The organism is Psychrobacillus sp. FSL K6-4615, assembly GCF_038008225.1.
Classification (GTDB): domain Bacteria; phylum Bacillota; class Bacilli; order Bacillales_A; family Planococcaceae; genus Psychrobacillus; species Psychrobacillus psychrotolerans.
This window is the reverse complement of sequence record NZ_JBBOYQ010000001.1, coordinates 607,004-629,518: the sequence shown is the minus strand read 5'-3', so window position 1 is coordinate 629,518 and position 22,515 is coordinate 607,004. Positions and strand designations below refer to the sequence as shown.

General features: G+C 38.3%; 20 protein-coding genes. 1 reads left to right on the top strand and 19 read right to left on the bottom strand.

Annotated elements, in window-relative coordinates; all coding sequences use genetic code 11:
* Positions 1-13 precede the first annotated feature (13 nt).
* The 16 genes from rpiB to MKX53_RS03005 all read right to left on the bottom strand — a co-directional run bounded on the left by rpiB (position 14) and on the right by MKX53_RS03005 (position 15,175).
* Positions 14-454: a ribose 5-phosphate isomerase B gene (gene rpiB, locus MKX53_RS03080; protein ID WP_093538720.1), complete on the bottom strand. Its 441-nt coding sequence runs from the start codon at positions 452-454 to the stop codon at positions 14-16.
* Between the two features lie 225 nt (positions 455-679).
* Complete coding sequence (locus MKX53_RS03075) at positions 680-1,984, bottom strand: methyl-accepting chemotaxis protein (protein ID WP_340761478.1); 1,305 nt, start codon at positions 1,982-1,984, stop codon at positions 680-682.
* A complete protein-coding gene (locus tag MKX53_RS03070; RefSeq protein WP_340908963.1) occupies positions 1,981-2,427 on the bottom strand; it encodes a low molecular weight protein arginine phosphatase in 447 nt (148 codons plus the stop codon). The genes MKX53_RS03075 and MKX53_RS03070 overlap by 4 nt, the downstream gene beginning before the upstream one ends.
* A gap of 59 nt (positions 2,428-2,486) precedes the next feature.
* Positions 2,487-2,990, bottom strand: a complete 504-nt coding sequence (locus MKX53_RS03065; protein ID WP_093538723.1) for a manganese efflux pump — start codon at positions 2,988-2,990, stop codon at positions 2,487-2,489.
* A 63-nt stretch (positions 2,991-3,053) separates the two neighbouring features.
* Positions 3,054-4,082 carry an L-threonylcarbamoyladenylate synthase gene (locus tag MKX53_RS03060; RefSeq protein WP_340908960.1) on the bottom strand — a complete coding sequence of 343 codons (1,029 nt, stop codon included), beginning with the start codon at positions 4,080-4,082 and terminating at the stop codon, positions 3,054-3,056.
* Between the two features lie 68 nt (positions 4,083-4,150).
* Positions 4,151-4,681, bottom strand: a complete 531-nt coding sequence (locus MKX53_RS03055) for a stage II sporulation protein R (protein WP_340908956.1) — start codon at positions 4,679-4,681, stop codon at positions 4,151-4,153.
* Between the two features lie 193 nt (positions 4,682-4,874).
* Positions 4,875-5,732 (bottom strand): peptide chain release factor N(5)-glutamine methyltransferase, encoded by an 858-nt coding sequence (gene prmC / locus MKX53_RS03050; protein ID WP_340908954.1) that lies wholly within the window; start codon positions 5,730-5,732, stop codon positions 4,875-4,877.
* A complete protein-coding gene (gene prfA, locus MKX53_RS03045; RefSeq protein ID WP_340908952.1) occupies positions 5,725-6,804 on the bottom strand; it encodes a peptide chain release factor 1 in 1,080 nt (359 codons plus the stop codon). Before prfA ends, prmC begins: the two co-directional genes overlap by 8 nt.
* A gap of 785 nt (positions 6,805-7,589) precedes the next feature.
* The gene (locus MKX53_RS03040; RefSeq protein ID WP_093535763.1) at positions 7,590-8,162 is read right to left on the bottom strand and encodes a thymidine kinase; all 573 of its coding nucleotides are present in this window, start codon (positions 8,160-8,162) and stop codon (positions 7,590-7,592) included.
* Positions 8,163-8,289: 127 nt separating this feature from the next.
* Complete coding sequence (gene rpmE, locus MKX53_RS03035; protein WP_093535765.1) at positions 8,290-8,517, bottom strand: 50S ribosomal protein L31; 228 nt, start codon at positions 8,515-8,517, stop codon at positions 8,290-8,292.
* A 184-nt stretch (positions 8,518-8,701) separates the two neighbouring features.
* Positions 8,702-9,985, bottom strand: a complete 1,284-nt coding sequence (gene rho / locus MKX53_RS03030; RefSeq protein ID WP_093535767.1) for a transcription termination factor Rho — start codon at positions 9,983-9,985, stop codon at positions 8,702-8,704.
* A 533-nt stretch (positions 9,986-10,518) separates the two neighbouring features.
* Entirely contained in the window at positions 10,519-11,481 is a 963-nt protein-coding gene (gene glpX, locus MKX53_RS03025; RefSeq protein WP_340908950.1) for a class II fructose-bisphosphatase, read from the bottom strand.
* Between the two features lie 248 nt (positions 11,482-11,729).
* A complete protein-coding gene (locus MKX53_RS03020; RefSeq protein ID WP_340908949.1) occupies positions 11,730-13,007 on the bottom strand; it encodes a UDP-N-acetylglucosamine 1-carboxyvinyltransferase in 1,278 nt (425 codons plus the stop codon).
* Between the two features lie 19 nt (positions 13,008-13,026).
* Positions 13,027-13,674 carry a fructose-6-phosphate aldolase gene (gene fsa / locus MKX53_RS03015; RefSeq protein ID WP_090565661.1) on the bottom strand — a complete coding sequence of 216 codons (648 nt, stop codon included), beginning with the start codon at positions 13,672-13,674 and terminating at the stop codon, positions 13,027-13,029.
* An 83-nt stretch (positions 13,675-13,757) separates the two neighbouring features.
* A complete protein-coding gene (locus tag MKX53_RS03010; protein WP_093535773.1) occupies positions 13,758-14,615 on the bottom strand; it encodes a class II fructose-bisphosphate aldolase in 858 nt (285 codons plus the stop codon).
* Between the two features lie 203 nt (positions 14,616-14,818).
* Positions 14,819-15,175, bottom strand: a complete 357-nt coding sequence (locus MKX53_RS03005) for a response regulator (RefSeq protein ID WP_093535775.1) — start codon at positions 15,173-15,175, stop codon at positions 14,819-14,821.
* 167 nt (positions 15,176-15,342) lie between these two features.
* Between MKX53_RS03005 and MKX53_RS03000 the strand changes: the two genes are divergently transcribed.
* Positions 15,343-15,858 (top strand): DUF2529 family protein, encoded by a 516-nt coding sequence (locus MKX53_RS03000; protein WP_340908947.1) that lies wholly within the window; start codon positions 15,343-15,345, stop codon positions 15,856-15,858.
* 675 nt (positions 15,859-16,533) lie between these two features.
* Here MKX53_RS03000 and MKX53_RS02995 read toward each other — a convergent pair.
* The 3 genes from MKX53_RS02995 to icmF form a co-directional block, all read right to left on the bottom strand.
* The gene (locus MKX53_RS02995) at positions 16,534-18,129 is read right to left on the bottom strand and encodes a CTP synthase (RefSeq protein ID WP_093535779.1); all 1,596 of its coding nucleotides are present in this window, start codon (positions 18,127-18,129) and stop codon (positions 16,534-16,536) included.
* A gap of 219 nt (positions 18,130-18,348) precedes the next feature.
* Entirely contained in the window at positions 18,349-18,891 is a 543-nt protein-coding gene (rpoE, locus tag MKX53_RS02990; RefSeq protein WP_175496206.1) for a DNA-directed RNA polymerase subunit delta, read from the bottom strand.
* Between the two features lie 338 nt (positions 18,892-19,229).
* Positions 19,230-22,487, bottom strand: coding sequence for a fused isobutyryl-CoA mutase/GTPase IcmF (gene icmF / locus MKX53_RS02985; RefSeq protein ID WP_340908944.1), 3,258 nt, complete (start codon positions 22,485-22,487; stop codon positions 19,230-19,232).
* Positions 22,488-22,515 lie beyond the last annotated feature (28 nt).

Genomic DNA, 22,515 nt, shown 5'->3' with positions numbered 1-22,515 from the left:
GGAATCCCTTCTTCTATGCATTTTCTATTTCTGTAATTTTTTCTACACGACGTAAATGACGACCGCCTTCAAAATCTTGTGCTAGCCAAGTCGAAACTATTTCTCTTGCAAGTCCGGCTCCAATAACACGTTCCCCCATTGCGATAATGTTGGAATCATTGTGGTTTCTAGTAGCCTTCGCAGAAAAAACATCATGAACTAATGCACAGCGAATACCTTTTACCTTGTTTGCAGCAATTGACATACCTATACCAGTACCACAGATTAAAATACCACGATCGAAATTACCACTTGCCACACCCTCTGCTACCGGCATAGCAAAGTCCGGAAAGTCAACAGAATCGTTACTTTTCGGTCCAAAATCTTCATAAGATAATCCTAATTCTTCAAGTAGCTGTATTATTTCCTGACGTAGATTATTTCCGCCATGATCGGAAGAAATTGCAATTTTCAACTCGTTCCCTCTTTTCTGTTTTTACTCCATATCATCATACCATTTTTCTATATAAAAAAACACAACTCACGCATAATGAGTTGTGTTTTTTATGTTTAATTTTATTAATTTCTGAAATTTATTTAATAAATCAATCTTTTTTTATTAATTATCCCTAAAATAACGAACTATTTTTAATTTTAATATCATAATGTCCGTGTTTTATAATCTTGACGTATAACAGAATTAGATAGTTTTTCGATCAAATTGTGAGATCACTTTAAATAGCTCTTCTGATTGTTCTTTTAGCCCGTATGAAACTGCTTCAATTTGTTCTATAGAACGAGCTTGTTCATCCGTAGCACTGCGCACCTCTTCTGCTCCTGCAGATGTTTCTTCAGCAATGGCCGCTACTTCTTGTGACTGACGAGCCGTACTTTCTATATTTGTTAATTGTTTTTCCACTAATGATGAAATTTCCACTACCGATTCGGCCATCTCATGAATTTTCGTAGACATTCCTTCAATTGCTTCATTTGTTTCAGAAACTCGTTTAGCCTCTCCAACCGCAAAGCTGACTTGGTTCGTCATCTGATGGACAACTGTTTGCACATCTGTTTGTATTGCTAAAATTAGTTTAGAAATACCTTGGACGGCTTTAGCACTTTCATCCGCTAGTTTCCGAACTTCTTCTGCTACAACAGCAAATCCTTTACCATGCTCCCCAGCACGTGCTGCTTCAATAGATGCATTTAACGCAAGTAAATTCGTTTGTGCCGCAATGTCTCCTACCAATTGAATGATGCTTTCTACTTTCCCCGCATTCTCTTCTAATTGATGAACATTTCCAAGTGCTGCTTCACTGCCTGTAGCAATTTTTTGGATCCCGTTTACTAACGATTGAATTACCTCTCTAGTTTGAGATAAACCTATAATCATTTCATTTGATTGTTCGGAAGATTTTTCTGCACGTAAATTAACTTCTGATGCTAGTACTCGTACATCCTCTACTGATTCTGCTGTTTCTTGTACCGCTACGGCAGAGTGCTCAGCACCTTGTGAGATTTGCGCTATTGTATGAGCGATTGCTTCTGCTTGTTCTGAAGCAGCAGATGATTCTACCGACAGCTGTTGAACCGTTCTATTTGTTTTATCAAAGTTGTCTTCAATACTTTGCACCATTTCTCTTAAATTTACTAGCATGGACTGAAATGCGATCGCTACCGACTGGATCTCATCTTTCGATTTCGGCACTTCTACATTTATCCCAATTTTTCCCTCTGAAGCTAAAATTGCTACCTTTTCCAAGTTGAATAAAGGCTTGATAATTAACCCACTGAAAAAATAGGCTAAAACACCGGACCAGAATATTCCTAGTGCATAGGTGGCAACCTCAAATCCCCAAGAATTTGTTGCTCCATCAAACAATATTGGTTGTACGAAGCGAATAAATAGAGCACTTGTTGTATATGTAATCAGCGCTAAAATTGTAACAAATAACACAATCTTTTTTTGTAGTCCAAAACTGTGCTTTTTCTTTTTTTCTTTCATCTCATTTCCCCCTGTAGTTTGTTCACTAGTCCATCTGTTAATACTTGTAGTTCGTGAAAAGTACTTTCATATGTAAACAAATCTCCCCCGTACGGATCTGATACATCTTTGATATCATCAGGGGTCACAAACTCTTTGTACATATAAATTTTAGATATTGCATGAGGGAAACCTAAAATAATTGCATGTTTATGAGAGGCCGTCATTGTTAGGATTAAATCAGCCCAATCGATTAGATTCTCATCTACAGAAGTAGATGAGTGCGCAAATGGAATCATTTGTTGTTCTAATAATAATTGACTATTCCTAGATATAGGTCCGCCCTCCGAAGCATAGATGCCGGCTGATCGAACCTGCAACCCATCAATGTTTCGTGATTTTAATAATGCCTCGGCAATTGGACTCCGACAAGTATTACCCGTACAAACAAACAGAATATTCATAGATCTATTTCCTCATCTCTAGTATATATTAATTAGCCTTATAATTGTGTTGTAAATTGTTAAATATTTCGTAACGTGAGAATACCCATTAACAAAATTAGTACTCCCGCAAATCTCAAAATAAGTGCTCGGTTCATAAAAGTATGTTTGAATATAACCTTTTGCGCTATAAATACAGCAATATACGAAAAGAGGCCAGCACTTAATATAAATACAAACTTTTCTAATTTAAGCATACCAAATGAAACACTAACTGAAAAGGTATCTAGGCTAGCAAAAACTGCGAGTAAATATGGGGACAACAGTGGAACTTGTTTTGGAGATTGAGCTAAAATCATCTGTAATCCTACTAATGATAAAAGAATACCCGATAAATAAGGACTTGCATAAGCCAAATAATTTTGTACAACGACACCTGCATAATAACCGATTAACGGAAAAAGCATATGTAAAGAAGCTACCCATGCAGCAAGTGTAAAAATTTGCTTACGATATACAACCAACGAAAATAAAATAAGTACGTCTACAGACATCAAGGCGCCTGCTAAAATTTCACGCCACAAAAAAATCTCCCCCGTCTATTTGCATACTTAAATGTATGCAAATAGACGAGCGAGAATACAATATTAGCTATAAAACCATTTACCATCCGCCGCTTTTTCTAACCGATTCATAATTGCTGTTCCAACACCTGCTTTTGAGAGAACGGGAACGAGGATTATATCCGCATCTGTTTCATCACAATCTCTTAAAGCCTGATACAGTAAATGCGCTGCATCACTAAGCTGATCTTCTTTTCCTAATGAAAAAAAGTAATCTACGTTTATGTGCCTAAATGATTCACTTGCTATTATTGCTACCTTTTTCTGTTCATTATGTATTTTTTCTACTGCTTCTTTAAGCTTTACTATAGATGCTTCTATTAAATATACAGGAGAATCAGGAGCGTAATGTGCATATTTCATACCTGGCGCTCGTGGAGCTTCTTTTTCATCAGTCGGTTGAGCTTCCCCGACTTGCCCAATCACTTTTTCTAGCATTTCCTTCGTTACTCCACCTGGACGAAGAATAGTAGGTAAATCATTTACAAATTCTATTACAGTAGATTCTAAACCTATGCCAGTAGTTCCACCATCTAAAATAAGGGGTATTTTCCCTTCTAAATCATGATGTACATGCACTGCTTTTGTAGGACTTGGTTTCCCACTTTTATTGGCACTTGGAGCAGCAACAGGTTGTTTTAATTGTTTTAATAATTCTAACGCTACCTTATGCTCTGGCATTCTGACACCAACCGTTCGCAATCCAGCTGTTACATTTTTTGCCAAGGTATTCGGTCTTAGCGGCAAGATAAGCGTTAGGGGTCCAGGCCAAAACGTATCCATACATACTTCCGCAAGTTTAGGTATATCTTGAGTAAATGCCATCATCTCTTCTTTAGAACCAATATGGACAATAAGCGGATTGTCTTGTGGTCTTCCCTTTGCTTCGAATATTTTAGCTACTGCTTCTTCGTTCGTGGCAATCGCACCTAATCCGTATACTGTTTCTGTTGGAAAAGCTACCACTTCCCCTTTTGTTAATAAATCCACAGCTTGTGTATAACTATCGTTATTTGTTAATAAGTTATCCACATTCATAATTATCGTTTTCATGTTGTGTTCTCTCCTTTCTTGCTTACTTATCCACAAATTGTTGATAACTATCATTTTATTGTTAGTAACTATGTGGAAAACTTCTTTTTCAGCCACTCCCATACCCAGAATTTAGGTTTCTCTTCTTTCACTTCTTCTTTATAGCATACCTTTGGGAAAAGTGCGCACCACCAGTTATCCCCTCTTGCGTTACCAATGGAAATAACAATAGATTCTGTCATCACTTGTGAAGAAATACCTGCCTCCCGAACTTTCGGTGGAAAGCTTGCCTGGCCTTTTGTAATGTTAATATTTGTATCCAAAGAGCTCGATAACTTCTCGACTGCTTTTTCTAATTCGCTATACGTTGTTTGTGGATTGCTTACGTAGTTTAGCAATATTGGTTCTATATGATGTTTCACGTCATTTTTCATTTGTTGGTCTTCCATTGTATTACTATTTGCTATTAGTCGAAAACGCATACCTTCTACTTCTTCGTTTTGATGAAACAATATAAATAAACAAAACTGAATTAGTAACAGCATCCAAACAAAGAATATCAATGCATCTACTTGTTTCCCGATACTTGGTGCTTTTTTAATCTCGTAATCTGGTAACATATAACATTCCCCCTTAGGAACATTGTTACCAGTAGATTCATATTTTATTCAGTGATTAAGTGAATTTCATAAAATTAATTATTATGAAATTCTGCATCAACCTGTTTGGTGGCGATGCAATAACAGAACAACGCTTTCCATATGCACGTTTGTATTAATCTTAATATCAAAGGAAAGCAAATGAATACTCGCTTTAATCCTTGATTGTGCAAAAAACAAAACGATTTTTTTGGTTAATATCTTGCACGATTTCTACCAGTGCTTCTGGAAAAGCATTTTGAAGCATTTTTTGAACAGCTGGGCCTTGTTCGTAGCCAATCTCAAAACCTATGAAACTCGGAGCATTCATCACACTAGGAAGTTTTTCTGCCATTTTTCTATAAAGCTGTAAGCCATCCTCATCTGCAAATAGAGCAAGATGTGGTTCATATTCTATTACTGTATCTGAAAGGCTTGCCGCTTCATGTGATCCTATATATGGAGGGTTCGATAATATAATATCCCATTTTTGATCGGCAATTGGGGCTAGTAAATCACCTTGTTTGAAATCTATCATCACTTCTAAGCGCTCGGCATTCTTTTTAGCTACGCTTAAAGCCTCCGTCGATATGTCTGTTGCAGTGACAGTTGCATGTGGTATTTCCTCTTTAATAGTTATTGCTATTGCGCCACTTCCAGTTCCGATATCAGCAATTTTTATAGGGTTGTTTAACTCAAATAGACTTGCAGCTCTTTTTTGAACTTCTACAATTAATTCTTCTGTTTCTGGTCTCGGTATTAAAACATGTTCATTCACTAAAAAATCTCGACCATAAAAACTCTCTTGTCCTATAATATATTGGAAAGGCCTACCAGTGGCGTGTTCTTCTATATAAGCCCAAAATGTTTGAAATGCTTCTATAGTTATTTCATCATATATAGCAATCATCAACTCGGAGTAGTTTTTCTGTAAGACATGCTGTAATAAGTAGCGAGCAACTTCTTTTTCACGATTATTCTCCTCTAAAAAAGAAGAAGCCCGTTTTAGGGCCTCAAAATTTGTTTTACACATTCGTATCATTCATTCTCTCTAATTTTTCTGCTTGATCTTCCATTATTAATGCATCAATCACTTCATCCATTTTACCTTCTAGGACCTGATCAAGTTTTTGCAAAGTCAATCCGATTCGGTGATCTGTTACACGATTTTGTGGATAGTTATACGTACGAATCCGTTCCGAACGGTCACCTGTTCCTACTGCCGATTTACGCACAGCATCATATTCTGCTTGTGCTTCTTGAAGGAATTTATCCGCTACGCGTGCACGAAGAATTTTCATCGCTTTTTCTCTGTTTTTAATCTGTGATTTTTCATCTTGCATAGAAACAGTAATTCCCGTTGGTAAATGTGTCATTCGAACCGCGGACATTGTCGTATTTACAGACTGTCCTCCCGCACCCGATGAAGCAAATGTATCCACACGAACTTCCTTCTCGTGGATCTCCACGTCCACTTCCTCCGCTTCCGGAAGTACAGCAACAGTGGCCGTAGAAGTATGAATACGTCCGCCAGATTCTGTTTCTGGAACACGTTGTACTCGGTGAGCACCGTTTTCATATTTCATTTTGGAAAAAGCACTTTTTCCGTTAATCATGAAAATAATTTCTTTGAAGCCTCCAAGTCCAGTTGGGTTGGATTCCATAATATCCACTTTCCAGCCTTGGGTTTCCGCAAATCTGCTATACATACGGAACAAATTCCCTGCAAATAATGCAGCTTCGTCTCCGCCAGCAGCCCCGCGAATTTCCATAATAACGTTTTTATCATCATTTGGATCCTTCGGAATTAACAATAGTCTTAATCGTTCTTCCAATACTTCGATTTGGTCCTCTAAATCACTGACCTCTTCTTTCACCATTTCACGCATATCTGCGTCCAACTTTTCCTCTAGCATTTGCTTCGAGTCTTTATACTGACTTTTAACTTCTTTGTATTCACGGTAGGCATCTACAGTCCCTTGTAAATCCGATTGTTCTTTGGAATATTCTCTTAGCTTATTTAGATCATTGACCACTTCTGGGTCACTAAGCAGTTCATTTAAATTATTGTAACGATCTTCTACCGATTGTAATCGATCAAACATCGAGCTCACCTCGTTCATTTAAGTATATATCTTTCCTATTATAAAGAAAAACTAACATTCCCGCTACTTTTTCTGTAAAGGTTTTGATCGTATGAGATAAATAGTAAGAAAAATCCTATGGCTTAAGGTATAAAATCTGTTTCTATCGTTTTCGATGGGCTTTAGACAGACGTTTTGCTACATTATTACCGAATAATTTTTTAGGGATGCTGGGTTAGTTGTGACGTTCGTCACAACTAACCCAGCATCCCTTTTTTCGGTAACTTTATGGCATCGGTCTGCCCATCTCCCTTCTACAACTCGTAGAAACGGGAAAGTACGTTTTTGGATAACTAGAGATAAGATACCTTCATATTTATATAGGAGCTCTTGAAGATGCTATTTCGTTCGCTAATTCGCTTCTTTTTGTAGTAACCACTTACTATTTTTCCTTACTTCCACTTATGTAATAGACAATCCCCACTCTTCATCCTATATTACAAAATAGCATCCTTAATTTAACAAAATATTTTATCACTTCATTAACTTTGACTACTATTTCATCTAAGTTTATATGCTTCACCAAATCTTATAGTAGAATACTACACATTATATTGATTGTAGTGGAAGGTGGCGACTCCAGTGGGATGAGTGAGACAGATGAGATATCACAACGACGCGCTAGCGACGGTGATAGCTCATCGCTCACCCCACGGAAAGCGTCCACCTGAAACGGAAATTAGTAGTATCATTAGCCACTGTGTTTAGTTAAACCAATAAAATACATGAAGTGTTTACTAACTACTTTATAACGGTGGATTGGCGTGGCATTTTCTACATACTGGGTAGTAGGAGTCATTACCGCCTATTTGGATTTGTTCGCCAGTGTAAACAGGTTTTCTTTGGTCATCAACTCGTAGATTCATGATTGCTTTTTTATGACAGAACCAGCAGATAGTTTTCATCTCTTCAATTTTGTCGGCGTAAATTAACATATAACGACTTCCCTCAAAAAGTTCATTTTGGAAATCATTTTTTAGTCCGAAGCCCATTACTGGAATATCTAAGTCGTCTACTATTTTCGTTAGTTGCAGAACATGTTCCTTTGTTAAAAACTGCACTTCATCGATTAATACACAGTAAGGCTTTATAGATTCTGCCTGAACTAATTCAAATAGATTAGTTTCATCGTAAATAGCTGTTGCCTTTCTTTTCAAGCCAATTCTACTAGAAACATGACCGACTTCATCACGTGTATCTATTCCTGGTGTAAATATTAAAACAGGTTTGTCCTGTTCCTCATAATTATGAGCAACTTTTAATATCTCTATTGATTTTCCACTATTCATCGCTCCGTGTTTGTAAAATAATTGTGCCATAATTTGTCTCCTTGTGTGCTATGTATTTTCTATCTTATTTATATCATACGTGAACTGTTAACGGAAACCATATTTGCCTTAAAATAAAAATACCTGCAAAGCAAAATGCTCTACAGGTACTTCAATATTAGTTTTCTTGGTCTTCTGAAATTTCTTCTTTAATGCCGTATTTTTTGTTGAAGCGATCCACACGGCCATCAGCTGCTGCGAATTTTTGACGCCCAGTGTAAAATGGGTGACATTCGTTACAGAACTCGACTTTAATGTCATTTTTTACAGAACCAGTTGTGAATGTGTTACCACATGAACATGATACTGTAGCTTCTTTGTAATCGGGATGAATTCCTGCTTTCATCTCTATCTCTCCTCTCGCCCTGAACCATCTGGAACAGAGTTGGTTATGATACTGATACCTTACACGATCCGATTGTTGTCAATCGCATATGTAGCAGAAAATTGTGATGTTACGTTAAATATAATACCATCTATAGGCGTTTAATGCAAATGTTAAGTTTATATTTGTTTTTAGTAATTACTTTTTATAGTGAAACTTTACCACTTTTATGCGCTTTCATTTCTACAGCAAGTTGTTCGAAGAATCCTTCATTTGTTTTAGTTTGGCGAAGCTTTCTTAAGAAGCGTTCTCCAAAATCAGATGAATCCGAGAAGGTTTTACGTATCGCCCAAAGTTTGTCCAACTGCTCTTTCGGTATAAGTAATTCTTCTTTTCTAGTTCCTGAACGACGAATATCGATCGCTGGGAAGATACGACGCTCCGCAAGGCTTCTGTCTAAGTGAAGTTCTAAGTTACCAGTTCCTTTAAATTCCTCATAGATTACTTCGTCCATTCTTGATCCCGTATCGACTAATGCCGTGGCAAGAATTGTTAAACTGCCACCTTCTTCGATATTACGAGCTGCTCCGAAAAATCGTTTTGGACGATGGAAAGCAGCAGGATCAATACCACCTGATAGTGTACGACCGCTTGGTGGAATAACTAAGTTGTAAGCACGAGCTAAACGAGTAATTGAATCCATCAAAATAATAACGTCGCGTTTATGTTCAACTAATCGCATTGCTCTTTCCAGTACAAGCTCAGCCACTTTTACATGATTTTCTGGAACTTCATCAAATGTAGAACTCACTACATCTGCTTTAACCGAACGCTCAATATCAGTTACTTCTTCTGGACGCTCATCTATTAATAAAACAATTAGTTCCGCATTTGGATGATTCGTAGTTATTGCGTTAGCAATTTCTTTAATAAGTAATGTTTTACCAGCTTTTGGTGGTGCTACTATTAATCCACGTTGACCATAACCAACTGGTGCTACCAAGTCCATGATACGAGTCGATAATTTCTCAGGATCCGTTTCTAATTTGATATGACGATCAGGATATAAAGCGGTTAGTCCAGGAAAATGAACTCTTTCCTTTGCTACTTCAGGGTCTTCCCCGTTGACCAATTCAACATGTAACAGGCCATAATAACGTTCACTTTCTTTTGGTGGTCGCACTTTTCCTGTTACTTTGTCTCCGTTACGAAGGTCAAACCTTCTTATTTGAGAAGCGGAGATGTAAATATCCTCTGAACTAGGTGAATAGTTAATCGGGCGCAAGAAACCGAAGCCCTCTTGTTGAATAATTTCAAGTACGCCTTCCATGAAGAAAAATCCTTCTTGTTCCGCACGAGATTTTAAGATTGCAAAAATAAGTTCTTTTTTTGAAAGTTTACTATATGCGGCTACTTTAAATTTTCGCGCAAGTGTATATAGTTCTTTCAGAGTCATGTTTTCTAACTCATTAATTGTTGTTTGTGTCATATGGAATGCACCACTCTTTATTGTTTTTTATTGTTTTACTATTTTGAGATTTTGAGAAAGAAGTTTTATAAGAGGTTACCCGACGCCAGAGATTGGTCACCGGGTAAAACATAAAGGAAAGTTCTTTTTTATAGACTAAGAAAGTATAAACTTACTAATCAAGATCTGTCTAGCTCCAGCACCTAGCCCCTCGAGGTCGCTTCATACTTGCACAAAAGGCAAACTACACCTTTATGGCAATTCTTCCAGCGCTTGTCGGAGGCCCACAGGATGTGGGTCAGTCAGTCGTTGCGACACGATGTCGCGAACTTAGACTGACTTCCCCCAAAAGGTGCTTTCGGATTTCTTTTCTGTCTAACTCCAGCACCTAGCCCCTCGAGGTCGCTTCAGACTTGCACAAAAGGCAAAACTACGCCTTTATGGCAAGTCTTCCAGCGCTTTTCGGAGACCCATAGAATGTGGGTCAGTTAGTCGTTGCGACACGATGTCGCGAACTTAGACTGACTTCCCCCAAAAGGTGCTTTCATATTTCTTTATAGAACTAGGTTTGGTTTTTTGTTTAGACTGTGTCGACCTTCGACAAATCGAACTGTACCTGATTTTGCACGCATAACGATGGAATGCGTTGAACTGAAGGCACCCTTAAATTGTACTCCACGAAGTAGTTCTCCATCTGTCACTCCTGTTGCAGCGAAGATAGCGTCATCGCCTTTAACTAAGTCTTCCATACGTAAAATTTTGTTTACGTCTAATCCCATTTTGATGCAACGCGCAAGCTCTGCTTCGTCTTGAGGAATAAGTTTCCCTTGGATTTCTCCACCTAAACATTTTAATCCAACAGCAGCGATAACTCCTTCTGGAGCACCACCCATACCGAATAAAATATCTACACCTGTATCATCAAACGCAGTATTAATAGCTCCTGCAACGTCACCATCTGTAATTAGTTTTATACGTGCACCAGCTGCTCTGATTTCATCAATAATTTTTTGATGACGAGGACGACCTAAAATAGTAGCCACAACATCTTCAATGTTTTTATTTTTTGCACGAGCAACTGCTTTTAAATTTTCTAAAACTGATGCATTAATATCCACTAGACCTACAGATTCAGGTCCTACGGCAAGTTTATCCATGTACATATCTGGAGCATGAAGTAAGTTTCCACGATCGGCAACTGCAAGTACCGCAAGTGCATTCCAACCACCTGAAGCTACGATATTTGTACCTTCTAAAGGATCTACTGCGATGTCAACGTGAGGACCGTCGCTTCCAAGACCAAGTTTTTCACCAATATACAACATTGGTGCTTCGTCCATTTCTCCTTCTCCGATTACAACTACGCCTTCCATAGGAATCGTGTCAAAAACTGTACGCATCGCAGTTGTTGCTGCATCATCCGCTTCATTTTTTAACCCTCGCCCCATCCAACGTGCAGATGCGATTGCTGCTGCTTCTGTTACTCGAACCAATTCCATTGATAAACTACGTTCCATAATAATATAAGCCTCCAGTTTTGCAATATCCGAAATTCCGAATTGCTTTTCTTCCTGTCTCATTGTAGCATATTTGTCAAATTTGATATTAAGAAAATAGCATATGCCTATGTCAGTCCTGATGAGTGCTGGAGAACTGCAATGAAGGCGTTCTTTGCCTTTATTCGCAGTTCTTAAGCTACTCGATAGGCTAGACAAATAACAATATAATTTTCAAATATCAAATAAACCACACTGCTAGTAGAGTATTAATCGTTATTTACTTCTATTTCTTTTATTTCTACTCGTCTAATATTCGCTCCAAGTCCTTGAAGCTTAACTACTAATGAGCTATAACCACGTTCTATATGAAATATATCTTGAATTTCCGTTTCACCATCAGCAATTAAACCTGCAAGTACAAGCGCTGCTCCAGCACGAAGATCACTTGCACGAACAGTAGCTGCTTGTAATTTTACCGGTCCTGTAATAATTGCCGTTCTTCCATCCACACGTCCATTTGCATTCATCCTACGTAACTCATCGATTTGCTTAAATCGAGCGGAGTAAATAGTATCTGTAATAACAGATGTGCCAGTAGCTTGGGTCATCAATACAGAAAAAGGTTGTTGTAGGTCGGTTGGAAAACCTGGATATACCAAAGTTTTTACGTCTACAGGTAAGATTGTTTCCACTTTCGGAATGACAATCTTCTCCTCGTATTCTTCAACCTTCACACCCATTTCACGAAGCTTTGCAGTTAATGCCTCTACGTGAAAGGGAATCACATTATCAATTGTCACACCATCTCCAGCGACTGCGGCCATAATCATAAATGTGCCAGCTTCAATACGATCTGGAATAATCGTGTGCTTTGTACCATGTAATTCATCAACACCATCAATTCGGATGACATTTGTACCTGCACCCTTGATGTTCGCACCCATATTAGATAATAATGTTGCAACGTCAATAATTTCCGGTTCTTTTGCTGCGTTTTCAATGATTGTACGGCCTTTTGCTTTAACGGCTGCTAACATAATATTAATAGTAGCACCTACACTTACAACATCTAAATAGATTTTCGCGCCAACTAAGTTTTGTGCACGCAAATAAATCGCACCATGTTCATTGGATACTGATGCACCTAAAGCCTCAAACCCCTTAATATGCTGATCAATAGGTCGTGGCCCTAAGTGGCACCCACCAGGTAAACCAATTGCTGCTTTGTTGAATCGTCCAAGTAAGGCACCCATCAAGTAATAAGATGCACGTAGTTTTTTGATGTTGCCATTTGGTAGAGGCATATCCACAACATTTGTCGGATCAATCGTCATTGTTCCATTTTCAAATGTTACTTTAGCTCCTACTTCCTCTAAAATTTCTTTTAGTGTTAAAACGTCCGAAATCTCTGGTAATCCTTCAATAGTTACAGGGGAATTCGCCAATAAAGAAGCAGGAATAAGTGCAACTGCACTATTTTTTGCCCCACTTACTTTAATAGTTCCTTGAAGGCGTTGTCCCCCTTTTATTTTATAAACTTCCATACAGTTCTCCCTCGTCTTGTTACTCGCTTTTACGATTGTTCCAATCCGCTAGAAATCCTTCAATTCCTTTGTCAGTTAAAGGATGATTGAATAATTGTTTCAATACTTTAATAGGTGTTGTTGAAATATGTGCACCGTTTAAAGCGGCATCTGTAATATGTTGAGGATGTCTAATAGAAGCTGCAATAATTTCAGTGTCGATATTATGAATATCAAATATCTGAGCAATTTTCGCAATCAGTTCCATACCATCATGACCGATATCGTCTAGGCGACCTAAAAATGGCGATACATACGTTGCCCCAGCACGTGCTGCTAATAATGCTTGGTTTGCACTGAAAATAAGCGTAACATTCGTTTTAATGCCTTCTGAACGGAATACTGAACATGCTTTCAGACCTTCTGGAGTCATTGGTAACTTTACAGTAATGTTTGGTGCTATGGCAGCAAGTTCTCTACCTTCTTTAATCATTCCTTCTGCATCTAGTGCAATTACTTCTGCACTAACTGATCCGTCTACTAACGCAGTAATTTCACGAAGGCGATCGTGGAATGAGATATTTTCTTTTGCAACTAGAGATGGATTCGTTGTTACTCCTGATAGAATCCCCCAAGCGTGTGCTTCTTTTATTTCGTCAAAATTGGCAGTATCGATAAAAAATTTCATATGAATAATATCCTCCTCATGATGGAAAAACAGGAGAAGGTTCATTGAACACTTCTCCCTTGTAGCTATTTTTCTAATTATTATTAAGCTTTATTTGAGCTTCCAAACTCGCGCATTTTACCGATTACTGTTGCTTTAATCGCATCACGTGCAGGCGTCAAATATTTACGTGGATCATATTGCTCTGTGTCAGCAGCAAAGAAATCACGAATAGCTTTAGTAGCAGCGATTTGATTTTCTGTATTTACATTGATTTTTGCAGTTCCAAGTGAAATAGAACGTGTAATATCATGTGTTGGTATACCAGTTCCACCGTGTAAAACAAGTGGCAGGTCTGCAAGTTTCGAGATTTCTTCCATTTCTTTGAAGCCTAAGTTTGGTTCACCTTTATATGGTCCATGAACAGAACCTAGAGCTGGAGCTAAACAATCGATTGCTGTACGTTTCACAAGTTCTGCACATTCAGCAGGGTCTGCATAGATAACTCCTTCAGCAATAATATCATCCTCTTGTCCACCAACTGTTCCCAGTTCAGCTTCTACAGATACGTTGCGAGCATGTGCATATTCTACAACTTTAATTGTAGTTTCTACATTTTCTTCAAACGGATGATGAGAAGCATCAATCATTACAGAAGTAAATCCTGCATCAATTGCTTCTTTACATTTTTCAAAGCTAGAACCGTGGTCTAAATGAATTGCCACTGGAACGGAAATTTTATAAGATTCCATTAGTCCTTTAACCATATATACGACTGCAATGAAACCGCCCATATATTTTGCTGCACCCTCAGATACTCCTAAAATCACCGGAGATTTTTCTTCCTCAGCTGCTAACAGGATTGCTTGTGTGAACTCTAAATTATTAATGTTAAATTGTCCTACTGCATATCCTTCTTTTTTCCCTTTTTCCAGCATTTCTTTCATCGAAACTAAAGCCATTGAAATGGACCTCCTCTATTTGCTTTTACTCTCCATATTATCTTTGTTTCTTATTCTTTAAACGGAGATACCAATCGCCTGAAAAAATATATACTTACGCAATACTATTAACAGAACTATATAATAGTTTAAATGGTATCTACCACTTTTCTTTTACATCATAACAAAAACAGGCGATGTTTTCCACTGCCTGCTGTTCCAACTTATTTCAGGAGATTATTCACAGAATCTCTTAGTTCAAATACATCGAATGGTTTAGTGAAATAGAGAGATGCACCTAACCTCTTTGATTCTTCTATGAAATTCAATTCGCCATATGCTGTCATCATCATGACTGGGATATCACTCCATTGTTCTTTGATTAACTTCAAAATTTGAATTCCATCCATACCTGGGATTTTCATATCGAGTAAAACACCATCGATCTTGTATTCCTTCAAAATTTCTAATGCTTCATATCCATTTGCAGCTAAACTGACTTCGTACCCTTCTTGGGCAAACACTTCTTTCAATAATAATCGTATTCCTAACTGATCATCTACTATTAAGATATGTTTCATAACATGCAAACCCCTTCTTTATTTATCCCCTATCTGTATTATACGATATTAGTTGTGCCATTCCCTCTTTTTATTTAAAATTTTTCCATATTAACCTGATTTATTACCCATAACTATTTATTTTTAAAAACGCAATATGCATTATAATAAAGAAGAGGTGAATTTTAATGAAAATGTTAACAACACAACTTTCTGGTTTATTACAAAGAATTGCCGGCTCAGAGGAAGAAAATATAGAGGAAACTGCTCGTTTACTTGCCCAAGCAGCTGCTAGAGAAGGAACAGTTTTTTTCGCCACTTTTGGAGAAATGAAAAGTATTTCCATTAATGCACAGTTTGCAGCCGAACCTTTTCCATCTATGCAAGTTTGGTCACCTGAAATAAAGCTGACAAGTGCAGACCGGGTATGGATTCTTACTCGTTCCTGTGAAGACGAAGAAGCTTTGAAGTTAGCTAAAAAGTTGAGTGACGAGTTTATACCTTTCAGTGCATTAGCAGCTGAACCAGTAAGTGAAGACAATATGCTAGCTGAACTTGCCTATACATATATATCCACCAAACTCTCGAAAGGACTACTACCTACTGAAGACGGAGGCCGCACTGTGCTCCCACATACACTAGCTGGATTATTTGTATATGAAGCAGTGAAAATGCAGGTAAATGAAATGCTAGTTGGTGAATAGTTTATATAAATGCCTAAAGAGATTATTCTTTAGTTGTTTTGAATTATTTCCCATTTAATCTGTTACGGCTGACGACTACCCAAGTGTTCCATCATGTAAGAAGGTCATTTCTGTCGAGTCGGCTGTTATAGAAAGGCACACCCATGCAGGATATTATTAAATAGTTATTCCACTAAGTAAAAAAGGATTACTTATGCTAAATCGCATGAGTAATCCTTTTTTGTGGTTAGTGCTTTCACTTTTCTAGATGGTCCAGTTACAGACGCCAGCTGCTCGATCGCTTCAGACTTTTAGTAAAGGCAAAAGACGCCTTTCCTTTCAAGTCTTCCAGCGCTTTTCACAGCTAAACGGCGTCTTCCACATTTCTTATTGTCTAGCTACAGCGCGTAGCCCCTCGAGTCGTTTCAGAATGACGGATAAAGGCAAAGTACGCCTCTACCGGCATTCTTCCAACGCTTGTCGGAGGCCCACATGACGTGGGTTAGTCAGTCGTTGCGACACGATGTCGCGAATTAAGACTGACTTCCTTATTTACGCGCTTTCGCTTTTCTTATTTCTTGTACAGTTACAGACGCCAGCTGCTCGATCGCTTCAGACTTTTAGTAAAGGCAAAAGACACCTTTCCTTTCAAGTCTTCCAGCGCTTTTCACAGCTAAACGGCGTCTTCCACATTTCTTATTCACCAACGGCTGCTTTGATGAAGTCGCGGAATAGTGGTTGTGGACGTTGTGGACGTGACACAAATTCCGGGTGGAACTGAGAAGCTACGAAGAATGGGTGATCTGGTAGCTCGATGATTTCGATTAGGCGACCATCCGGGCTTGTACCAGAGAAGACGAATCCTGCTGCTTCGAATTGCTCGCGGTACTCGTTGTTGAACTCGTAACGGTGACGGTGGCGTTCGTATACTAGTTCTTCTCCGTATGCTTGATGTGCTTTTGAACCTGGTGTTAACTTACATGGATATAATCCTAAACGAAGGGTTCCACCAAGGTCTTCTACGTCTTTTTGCTCTGGCAATAAATCAATAATAGAATGTTGTGTTGTTGGATCTAGCTCTGTAGAATGAGCACCTTCAAGTTCTAGAATAGAACGGGCAAATTCTACTGTTGCTAATTGCATACCTAAACAAATACCTAAGAATGGTACATTGTTTTCACGTGCAAATTTAGTAGCGGAAATTTTACCTTCTACACCACGGTCTCCAAATCCACCAGGGACAAGGATTCCATCTACATCAGCAAGAATTTCAGCAACATTGTCTTCATTTACTTCTTCTGCATTTACCCATTTCACTTCTACGTCAGCATCAAATTTGTAGCCAGCATGTTTCATCGCTTCCACTACTGAAATGTATGCATCTTGAAGTTCTACGTATTTACCTACTAAACCAATACGAACTTTTTTCGACAATGATTTTACTTGGTCCACTAAACCAATCCAATCTGTCATATCTGCTTCAGGAGTTTGAAGTTTGAAATGATCTACTACAATTTGGTCTAAATGTTGTGCTTGTAAATTCAACGGAATTTCATATAGAGAATCTGCATCGATACATTCGATTACTTCCTCTGGTCTGATGTCACAGAAAAGGCCAATTTTATCTTTCATATCTTGAGGAACTGGCATTTCTGAACGAAGTACTATTACATTTGGTTGAATACCTAGGCTACGTAATTCTTTTACACTATGCTGTGTTGGTTTTGTTTTCATTTCTCCAGCAGCTTTAATGAATGGTACTAAAGTACAGTGAATATACATTACGTTATCGCTACCCACATCACGTTTCATTTGACGAATTGTTTCTAGGAATGGAAGAGATTCGATATCTCCTACTGTTCCACCGATCTCTGTAATAACGATATCTGCATGTGTTTCTTTTGCAGCTAAAAACAAGCGATCTTTGATTTCATTAGTAATATGTGGAATTACTTGAACTGTCCCACCATTATAATCGCCACGACGTTCTTTTCTTAGGACAGATGAGTAGACCTTACCTGTTGTGATATTCGAGTATTTGTTCAAGTTAATGTCGATAAAACGCTCGTAGTGTCCTAAATCTAAATCTGTTTCTGCCCCATCATCTGTTACGAAAACCTCTCCGTGTTGATATGGACTCATTGTACCAGGATCTAAGTTGATGTAAGGATCGAATTTTTGGATCGTTACGTTTAGACCTCTATTTTTTAATAAACGACCTAGTGAAGCAGCCGTAATCCCTTTTCCAAGTGAGGATACAACCCCACCAGTAACAAATATAAATTTAGTCATTATGTGTTCCTCCTAATGTAATATCTAGCTCGCCACCACATATGATGGGAACATTTTCTTATTCCAGTATGCCTAAAACATTCAAAATAAATAAGAGTAAAGCAATAACAAAAAGCGCTCCGCCTGCTTCGTTGCAGGGGAGCGCATATGCACATGAGTAATGTCTCTTTAAAAAGAGCCCAATAAAATCTTATAGCGCATAAGAAAATAAGTCAAGAATTATTCTTCCTCTTCTTCGTCTTCTTCGTCTAAGTCCTCATCAATCTCAAATTCATCATCGTCTTCATCAATCAAGTCTTCTTCAATTACTTCATCGATCTCTGCTCCGACAAACTCGATCACTGGATCATCCTCATCGTCGTCGTCATCATCGTCATCTTCTACGAACTCATCAAATTCTTCTTCGAAGATAATTTCATCCTCATCTAAATCGTCTAATTCATTATCTTTTACTTTATCTTTCTTCTTACGAACTTTTACTGTAGGAGCTGATTCTTCTTCAATTTGTTCTACTGGATACCATTCTCTAAGGCCCCATTGGTTTTCAGCAATTGCTAAAAAGCGCCCGTCAATATTCATATCTGTATAGAATTGAGGTTTACGAGAAGCCATTTCCTCATCTGTTAATCCATTATAATGTTGAATCTCATCAAATAATTCCTTTAAAGTTAATGAGTTCTTTTTATCTTCTAAAATCGCAAATGCTAGATCGATTAACGATTCTTCTTGTAGTTGTGTTATTGTCATTTCACGAAATTTCAAATCGTGCACGTCCTTTCTATGTTTCGTTTGCATACTTTTCATTATATACACACAAGTATGTTATATGCTACATTCATTTATTCTTTTTGAAAAGAGAAATTTTACATCCTACAATTGTAAACAAGTAAAATGATATTAAAAGAAGTGGCACAGAGGCTAGTTGTTTGTTATATAGAAAAAAAGTTAGTAGTAAAAGAATCATTATGATCAAAATGTGAACAGGTTTTTTCATTCAAATTCTCCTTTACTACATACTAGGTATATTATACAAAAAAATAGTAAAAAAGTGTTCCGATAATCATCGGAACACTAAATTATTTTTTCAGGGTGCTATCCATTTACATATTACGTCGATATTGTCCCCCAACTTCATACAAGGCATGTGTAATTTGACCAAGACTTGCTTTTTGAACAGTGGTCATTAACTCTTCAAAAATATTGCCACCAGTAACTGCAACTTGCTTCAAGCGAGCAAGCGCTTCCTCTGTCTCCGCTTCGTTCTTTTGTTGGAAATTTCGTAAATTTGTAATCTGTGTCTCTTTTTCTTCTGTCGTTGCACGTGCGATTTCCATATTATTAATATCCTCGTCAGAAGCAGGATTAGGATTTAAATAAGTATTCACCCCAATAATAGGTAGCTCGCCGGTATGCTTTTTCATCTCGTAGTGCATAGATTCTTCTTGAATTTTGCCACGTTGGTATTGTGTTTCCATTGCTCCAAGCACTCCACCTCGATCATTAATACGATCGAATTCGGACAGAACTGCTTCTTCTACTAAGTCTGTCATTTCTTCTACGATAAAAGCACCTTGCAGAGGATTTTCATTTTTCGAAAGCCCATGTTCCTTCGTAATAATCATTTGAATCGCCATTGCACGACGAACTGATTCTTCTGTAGGAGTTGTAATGGCCTCATCATAAGCATTTGTATGTAGCGAATTACAGTTATCCTGTAGTGCCATCAGAGCTTGTAATGTTGTACGAATGTCGTTAAAGTCGATTTCTTGAGCGTGCAAGCTTCGACCAGATGTTTGTACGTGGTATTTCAACTTTTGACTACGCTCATTTGCACCATATTTGTCACGCATAACAACTGCCCAAATACGACGAGCTACACGGCCAATAACCGTATACTCTGGGTCTAATCCGTTCGAGAAGAAGAACGATAAATTCGGTGCAAAGTCATCTATATTCATGCCACGACTTAAATAATATTCTACATAGGTAAAGCCATTTGACAGTGTGAATGCTAGTTGCGAAATCGGATTAGCTCCCGCTTCTGCAATATGATATCCCGAAATAGAGACAGAATAATAGTTACGAACCTTTTGGTCAATAAAATATTGCTGAATATCTCCCATCATTCGTAGTGCAAACTCCGTAGAGAAGATACATGTATTTTGACCCTGATCCTCTTTCAATATGTCTGCTTGAACAGTTCCTCGAACGACCTGTAACGTGGAAGTTTTAACTTCTGTAAACTCCTCAACAGTTAGGGTGCGACCTAGTTCTTCTTCCTTCAGACGTACTTGTTGATCAATTGCGGTATTCATGAACATTGCAAGGATAATTGGAGCCGGTCCATTTATCGTCATCGAAACTGAGGTGGAAGGTGCACATAAGTCAAAGCCATCATATAACTTTTTCATATCCTCTAATGTACAAATACTAACACCAGACTCCCCAACTTTCCCATAAATATCCGGACGATGATCTGGGTCTTCTCCGTATAGTGTCACTGAGTCAAACGCAGTCGATAAACGTTTTGCATCATCATCTTTTGATAAATAGTGGAAGCGACGATTTGTTCGTTCCGGTGTTCCTTCTCCAGCAAATTGACGTTTCGGGTCTTCCCCTTCTCGTTTAAACGGAAAAACACCTGCCGTATACGGGAATGAACCCGGCACGTTTTCTTTATACACCCAACGTAAAATTTCCCCATAGTCTACGAATTTAGGTAATACTATTTTTGGTATTTTAATTCCTGATAAGCTTTCCGTACGAAGAATCGTGCGAATCTCTTTATCTCGAACCTTTGTGATAAACTCGTCTCCAGCATAAGCTTCTTTTAAAGCTGCCCAGTTTTCTAAAATGCGTTTAGATTCTGCCGTCAGTTCGTCACGAACACCTGCAGCTAATGATTCAAGAGACTGAACTAGGACATCATCTGACGCTTTTTCCTTCACTTGTTCGATTGCACCTTCTAGCTGGAACAGTCTTCTTGCAAAGCCAACCTGTTCTTCCGACTTATGATGGTATCCACGAACAGCATCTGTAATTTCACGTAAGTAGTAACGGCGTTCATTTGGTATAATGACGTTCTGTTTTTGCGTTTTCACAAATTGATCGTACGAGGTCTCCCAAGTAGAACCAGTCTTTTCATTTATAGTAGCAACTAGTGCCGCAAATAATGAATTTGTTCCTTTATCATTGAACTGACTAGCAATAGTTCCATATACAGGCATCGTATCTAAATCATCATGCCAAAGTTCACGGCTGCGTTGATACTGCTTTTGCACTTGGCGAAGAGCGTCTTCAGAGCCTTTACGTTCAAATTTATTAATCACGATTAAATCTGCATAATCTATCATGTCAATTTTCTCTAATTGAGAGGGTGCTCCGAACTCGCTAGTCATTACATACATCGAGACATCCGATACATTTGTAATTTCCGCATCCCCTTGTCCGATTCCACTTGTCTCTACAATAATCATGTCGTATCCAGCAACTCTTACAACGTCCAGTACATCTGCAAGCGCTCCTGATAATTCTGTACGTGAACCCCGGGTAGCTAAGCTGCGCATAAATACACGTTTGTTGAATATTGCATTCATACGAATACGGTCACCTAGCAGTGCTCCACCTGTTTTTTGCTTCGTTGGGTCAATAGATATGACAGCAATTTTCTTATCCGGAAGCTCTTGTAGGAAACGACGAATTAATTCATCCGTTAAAGAACTTTTACCCGCTCCCCCAGTACCTGTAATACCTAGTACTGGAGTGCTTTTAGATAATTCTTTTGCTTGCTCTAGCATTTGAACTGCTTCCGCATTATGTGTTTGATGAGCTTCTTCCGCTACAGTGATTAGATGTGCAAGAACTTCTGGGTTTTCTGTCGTAACGTTAGAAATTTCTTCACTTACACCTTTTGCTTCTGTTGCTACATCACATTCCACAAGCATTTGATTGATCATTCCTTGAAGCCCTAATTTACGTCCATCCTCTGGTGAGAAAATGCCGGAAATGCCGTACGCTTGTAATTCTTTTATTTCTTTCGGAATAATTACTCCGCCACCCCCGCCGTATATGCGAATATGTGGTGCTCCACGTTCGACGAGTAGGTCTTTCATATATTTAAAATACTCAACATGTCCTCCCTGATAGGAAGATATGGCGATTCCTTGTACATCCTCCTGAATGGCAGCATTTACTACCTCTTCTACCGAGCGATTATGTCCCAAATGGATAACCTCTGCTCCGCTTGCTTGTAGAATGCGGCGCATAATATTGATAGATGCATCATGTCCATCAAACAGACTGGATGCTGTAACGAATCGTACATGATTTTTTGGTCGATATACTTCTACCGTAGACATGTTGATATTCCCCCTTGTTATGTTGAAC

Excerpts from the sequence above, each read along its gene's own strand:
- MKX53_RS03075 (WP_340761478.1), bottom strand. The coding sequence starts at position 1,984 with ATGAAAGAAAAAAAGAAAAAGCACAGTTTTGGACTACAAAAAAAGATT.
- MKX53_RS03070 (WP_340908963.1), bottom strand. The coding sequence starts at position 2,427 with ATGAATATTCTGTTTGTTTGTACGGGTAATACTTGTCGGAGTCCAATT.
- MKX53_RS03060 (WP_340908960.1), bottom strand. The coding sequence starts at position 4,082 with ATGAAAACGATAATTATGAATGTGGATAACTTATTAACAAATAACGAT.
- MKX53_RS03055 (WP_340908956.1), bottom strand. The coding sequence starts at position 4,681 with ATGTTACCAGATTACGAGATTAAAAAAGCACCAAGTATCGGGAAACAA.
- prmC (WP_340908954.1), bottom strand. The coding sequence starts at position 5,732 with ATGTGTAAAACAAATTTTGAGGCCCTAAAACGGGCTTCTTCTTTTTTA.
- prfA (WP_340908952.1), bottom strand. The coding sequence starts at position 6,804 with ATGTTTGATCGATTACAATCGGTAGAAGATCGTTACAATAATTTAAAT.
- MKX53_RS03040 (WP_093535763.1), bottom strand. The coding sequence starts at position 8,162 with ATGGCACAATTATTTTACAAACACGGAGCGATGAATAGTGGAAAATCA.
- rpmE (WP_093535765.1), bottom strand. The coding sequence starts at position 8,517 with ATGAAAGCAGGAATTCATCCCGATTACAAAGAAGCTACAGTATCATGT.
- rho (WP_093535767.1), bottom strand. The coding sequence starts at position 9,985 with ATGACACAAACAACAATTAATGAGTTAGAAAACATGACTCTGAAAGAA.
- glpX (WP_340908950.1), bottom strand. The coding sequence starts at position 11,481 with ATGGAACGTAGTTTATCAATGGAATTGGTTCGAGTAACAGAAGCAGCA.
- MKX53_RS03020 (WP_340908949.1), bottom strand. The coding sequence starts at position 13,007 with ATGGAAGTTTATAAAATAAAAGGGGGACAACGCCTTCAAGGAACTATT.
- fsa (WP_090565661.1), bottom strand. The coding sequence starts at position 13,674 with ATGAAATTTTTTATCGATACTGCCAATTTTGACGAAATAAAAGAAGCA.
- MKX53_RS03010 (WP_093535773.1), bottom strand. The coding sequence starts at position 14,615 with ATGGCTTTAGTTTCGATGAAAGAAATGCTGGAAAAAGGGAAAAAAGAA.
- MKX53_RS03005 (WP_093535775.1), bottom strand. The coding sequence starts at position 15,175 with ATGAAACATATCTTAATAGTAGATGATCAGTTAGGAATACGATTATTA.
- MKX53_RS03000 (WP_340908947.1), top strand. The coding sequence starts at position 15,343 with ATGAAAATGTTAACAACACAACTTTCTGGTTTATTACAAAGAATTGCC.
- MKX53_RS02995 (WP_093535779.1), bottom strand. The coding sequence starts at position 18,129 with ATGACTAAATTTATATTTGTTACTGGTGGGGTTGTATCCTCACTTGGA.
- icmF (WP_340908944.1), bottom strand. The coding sequence starts at position 22,487 with ATGTCTACGGTAGAAGTATATCGACCAAAAAATCATGTACGATTCGTT.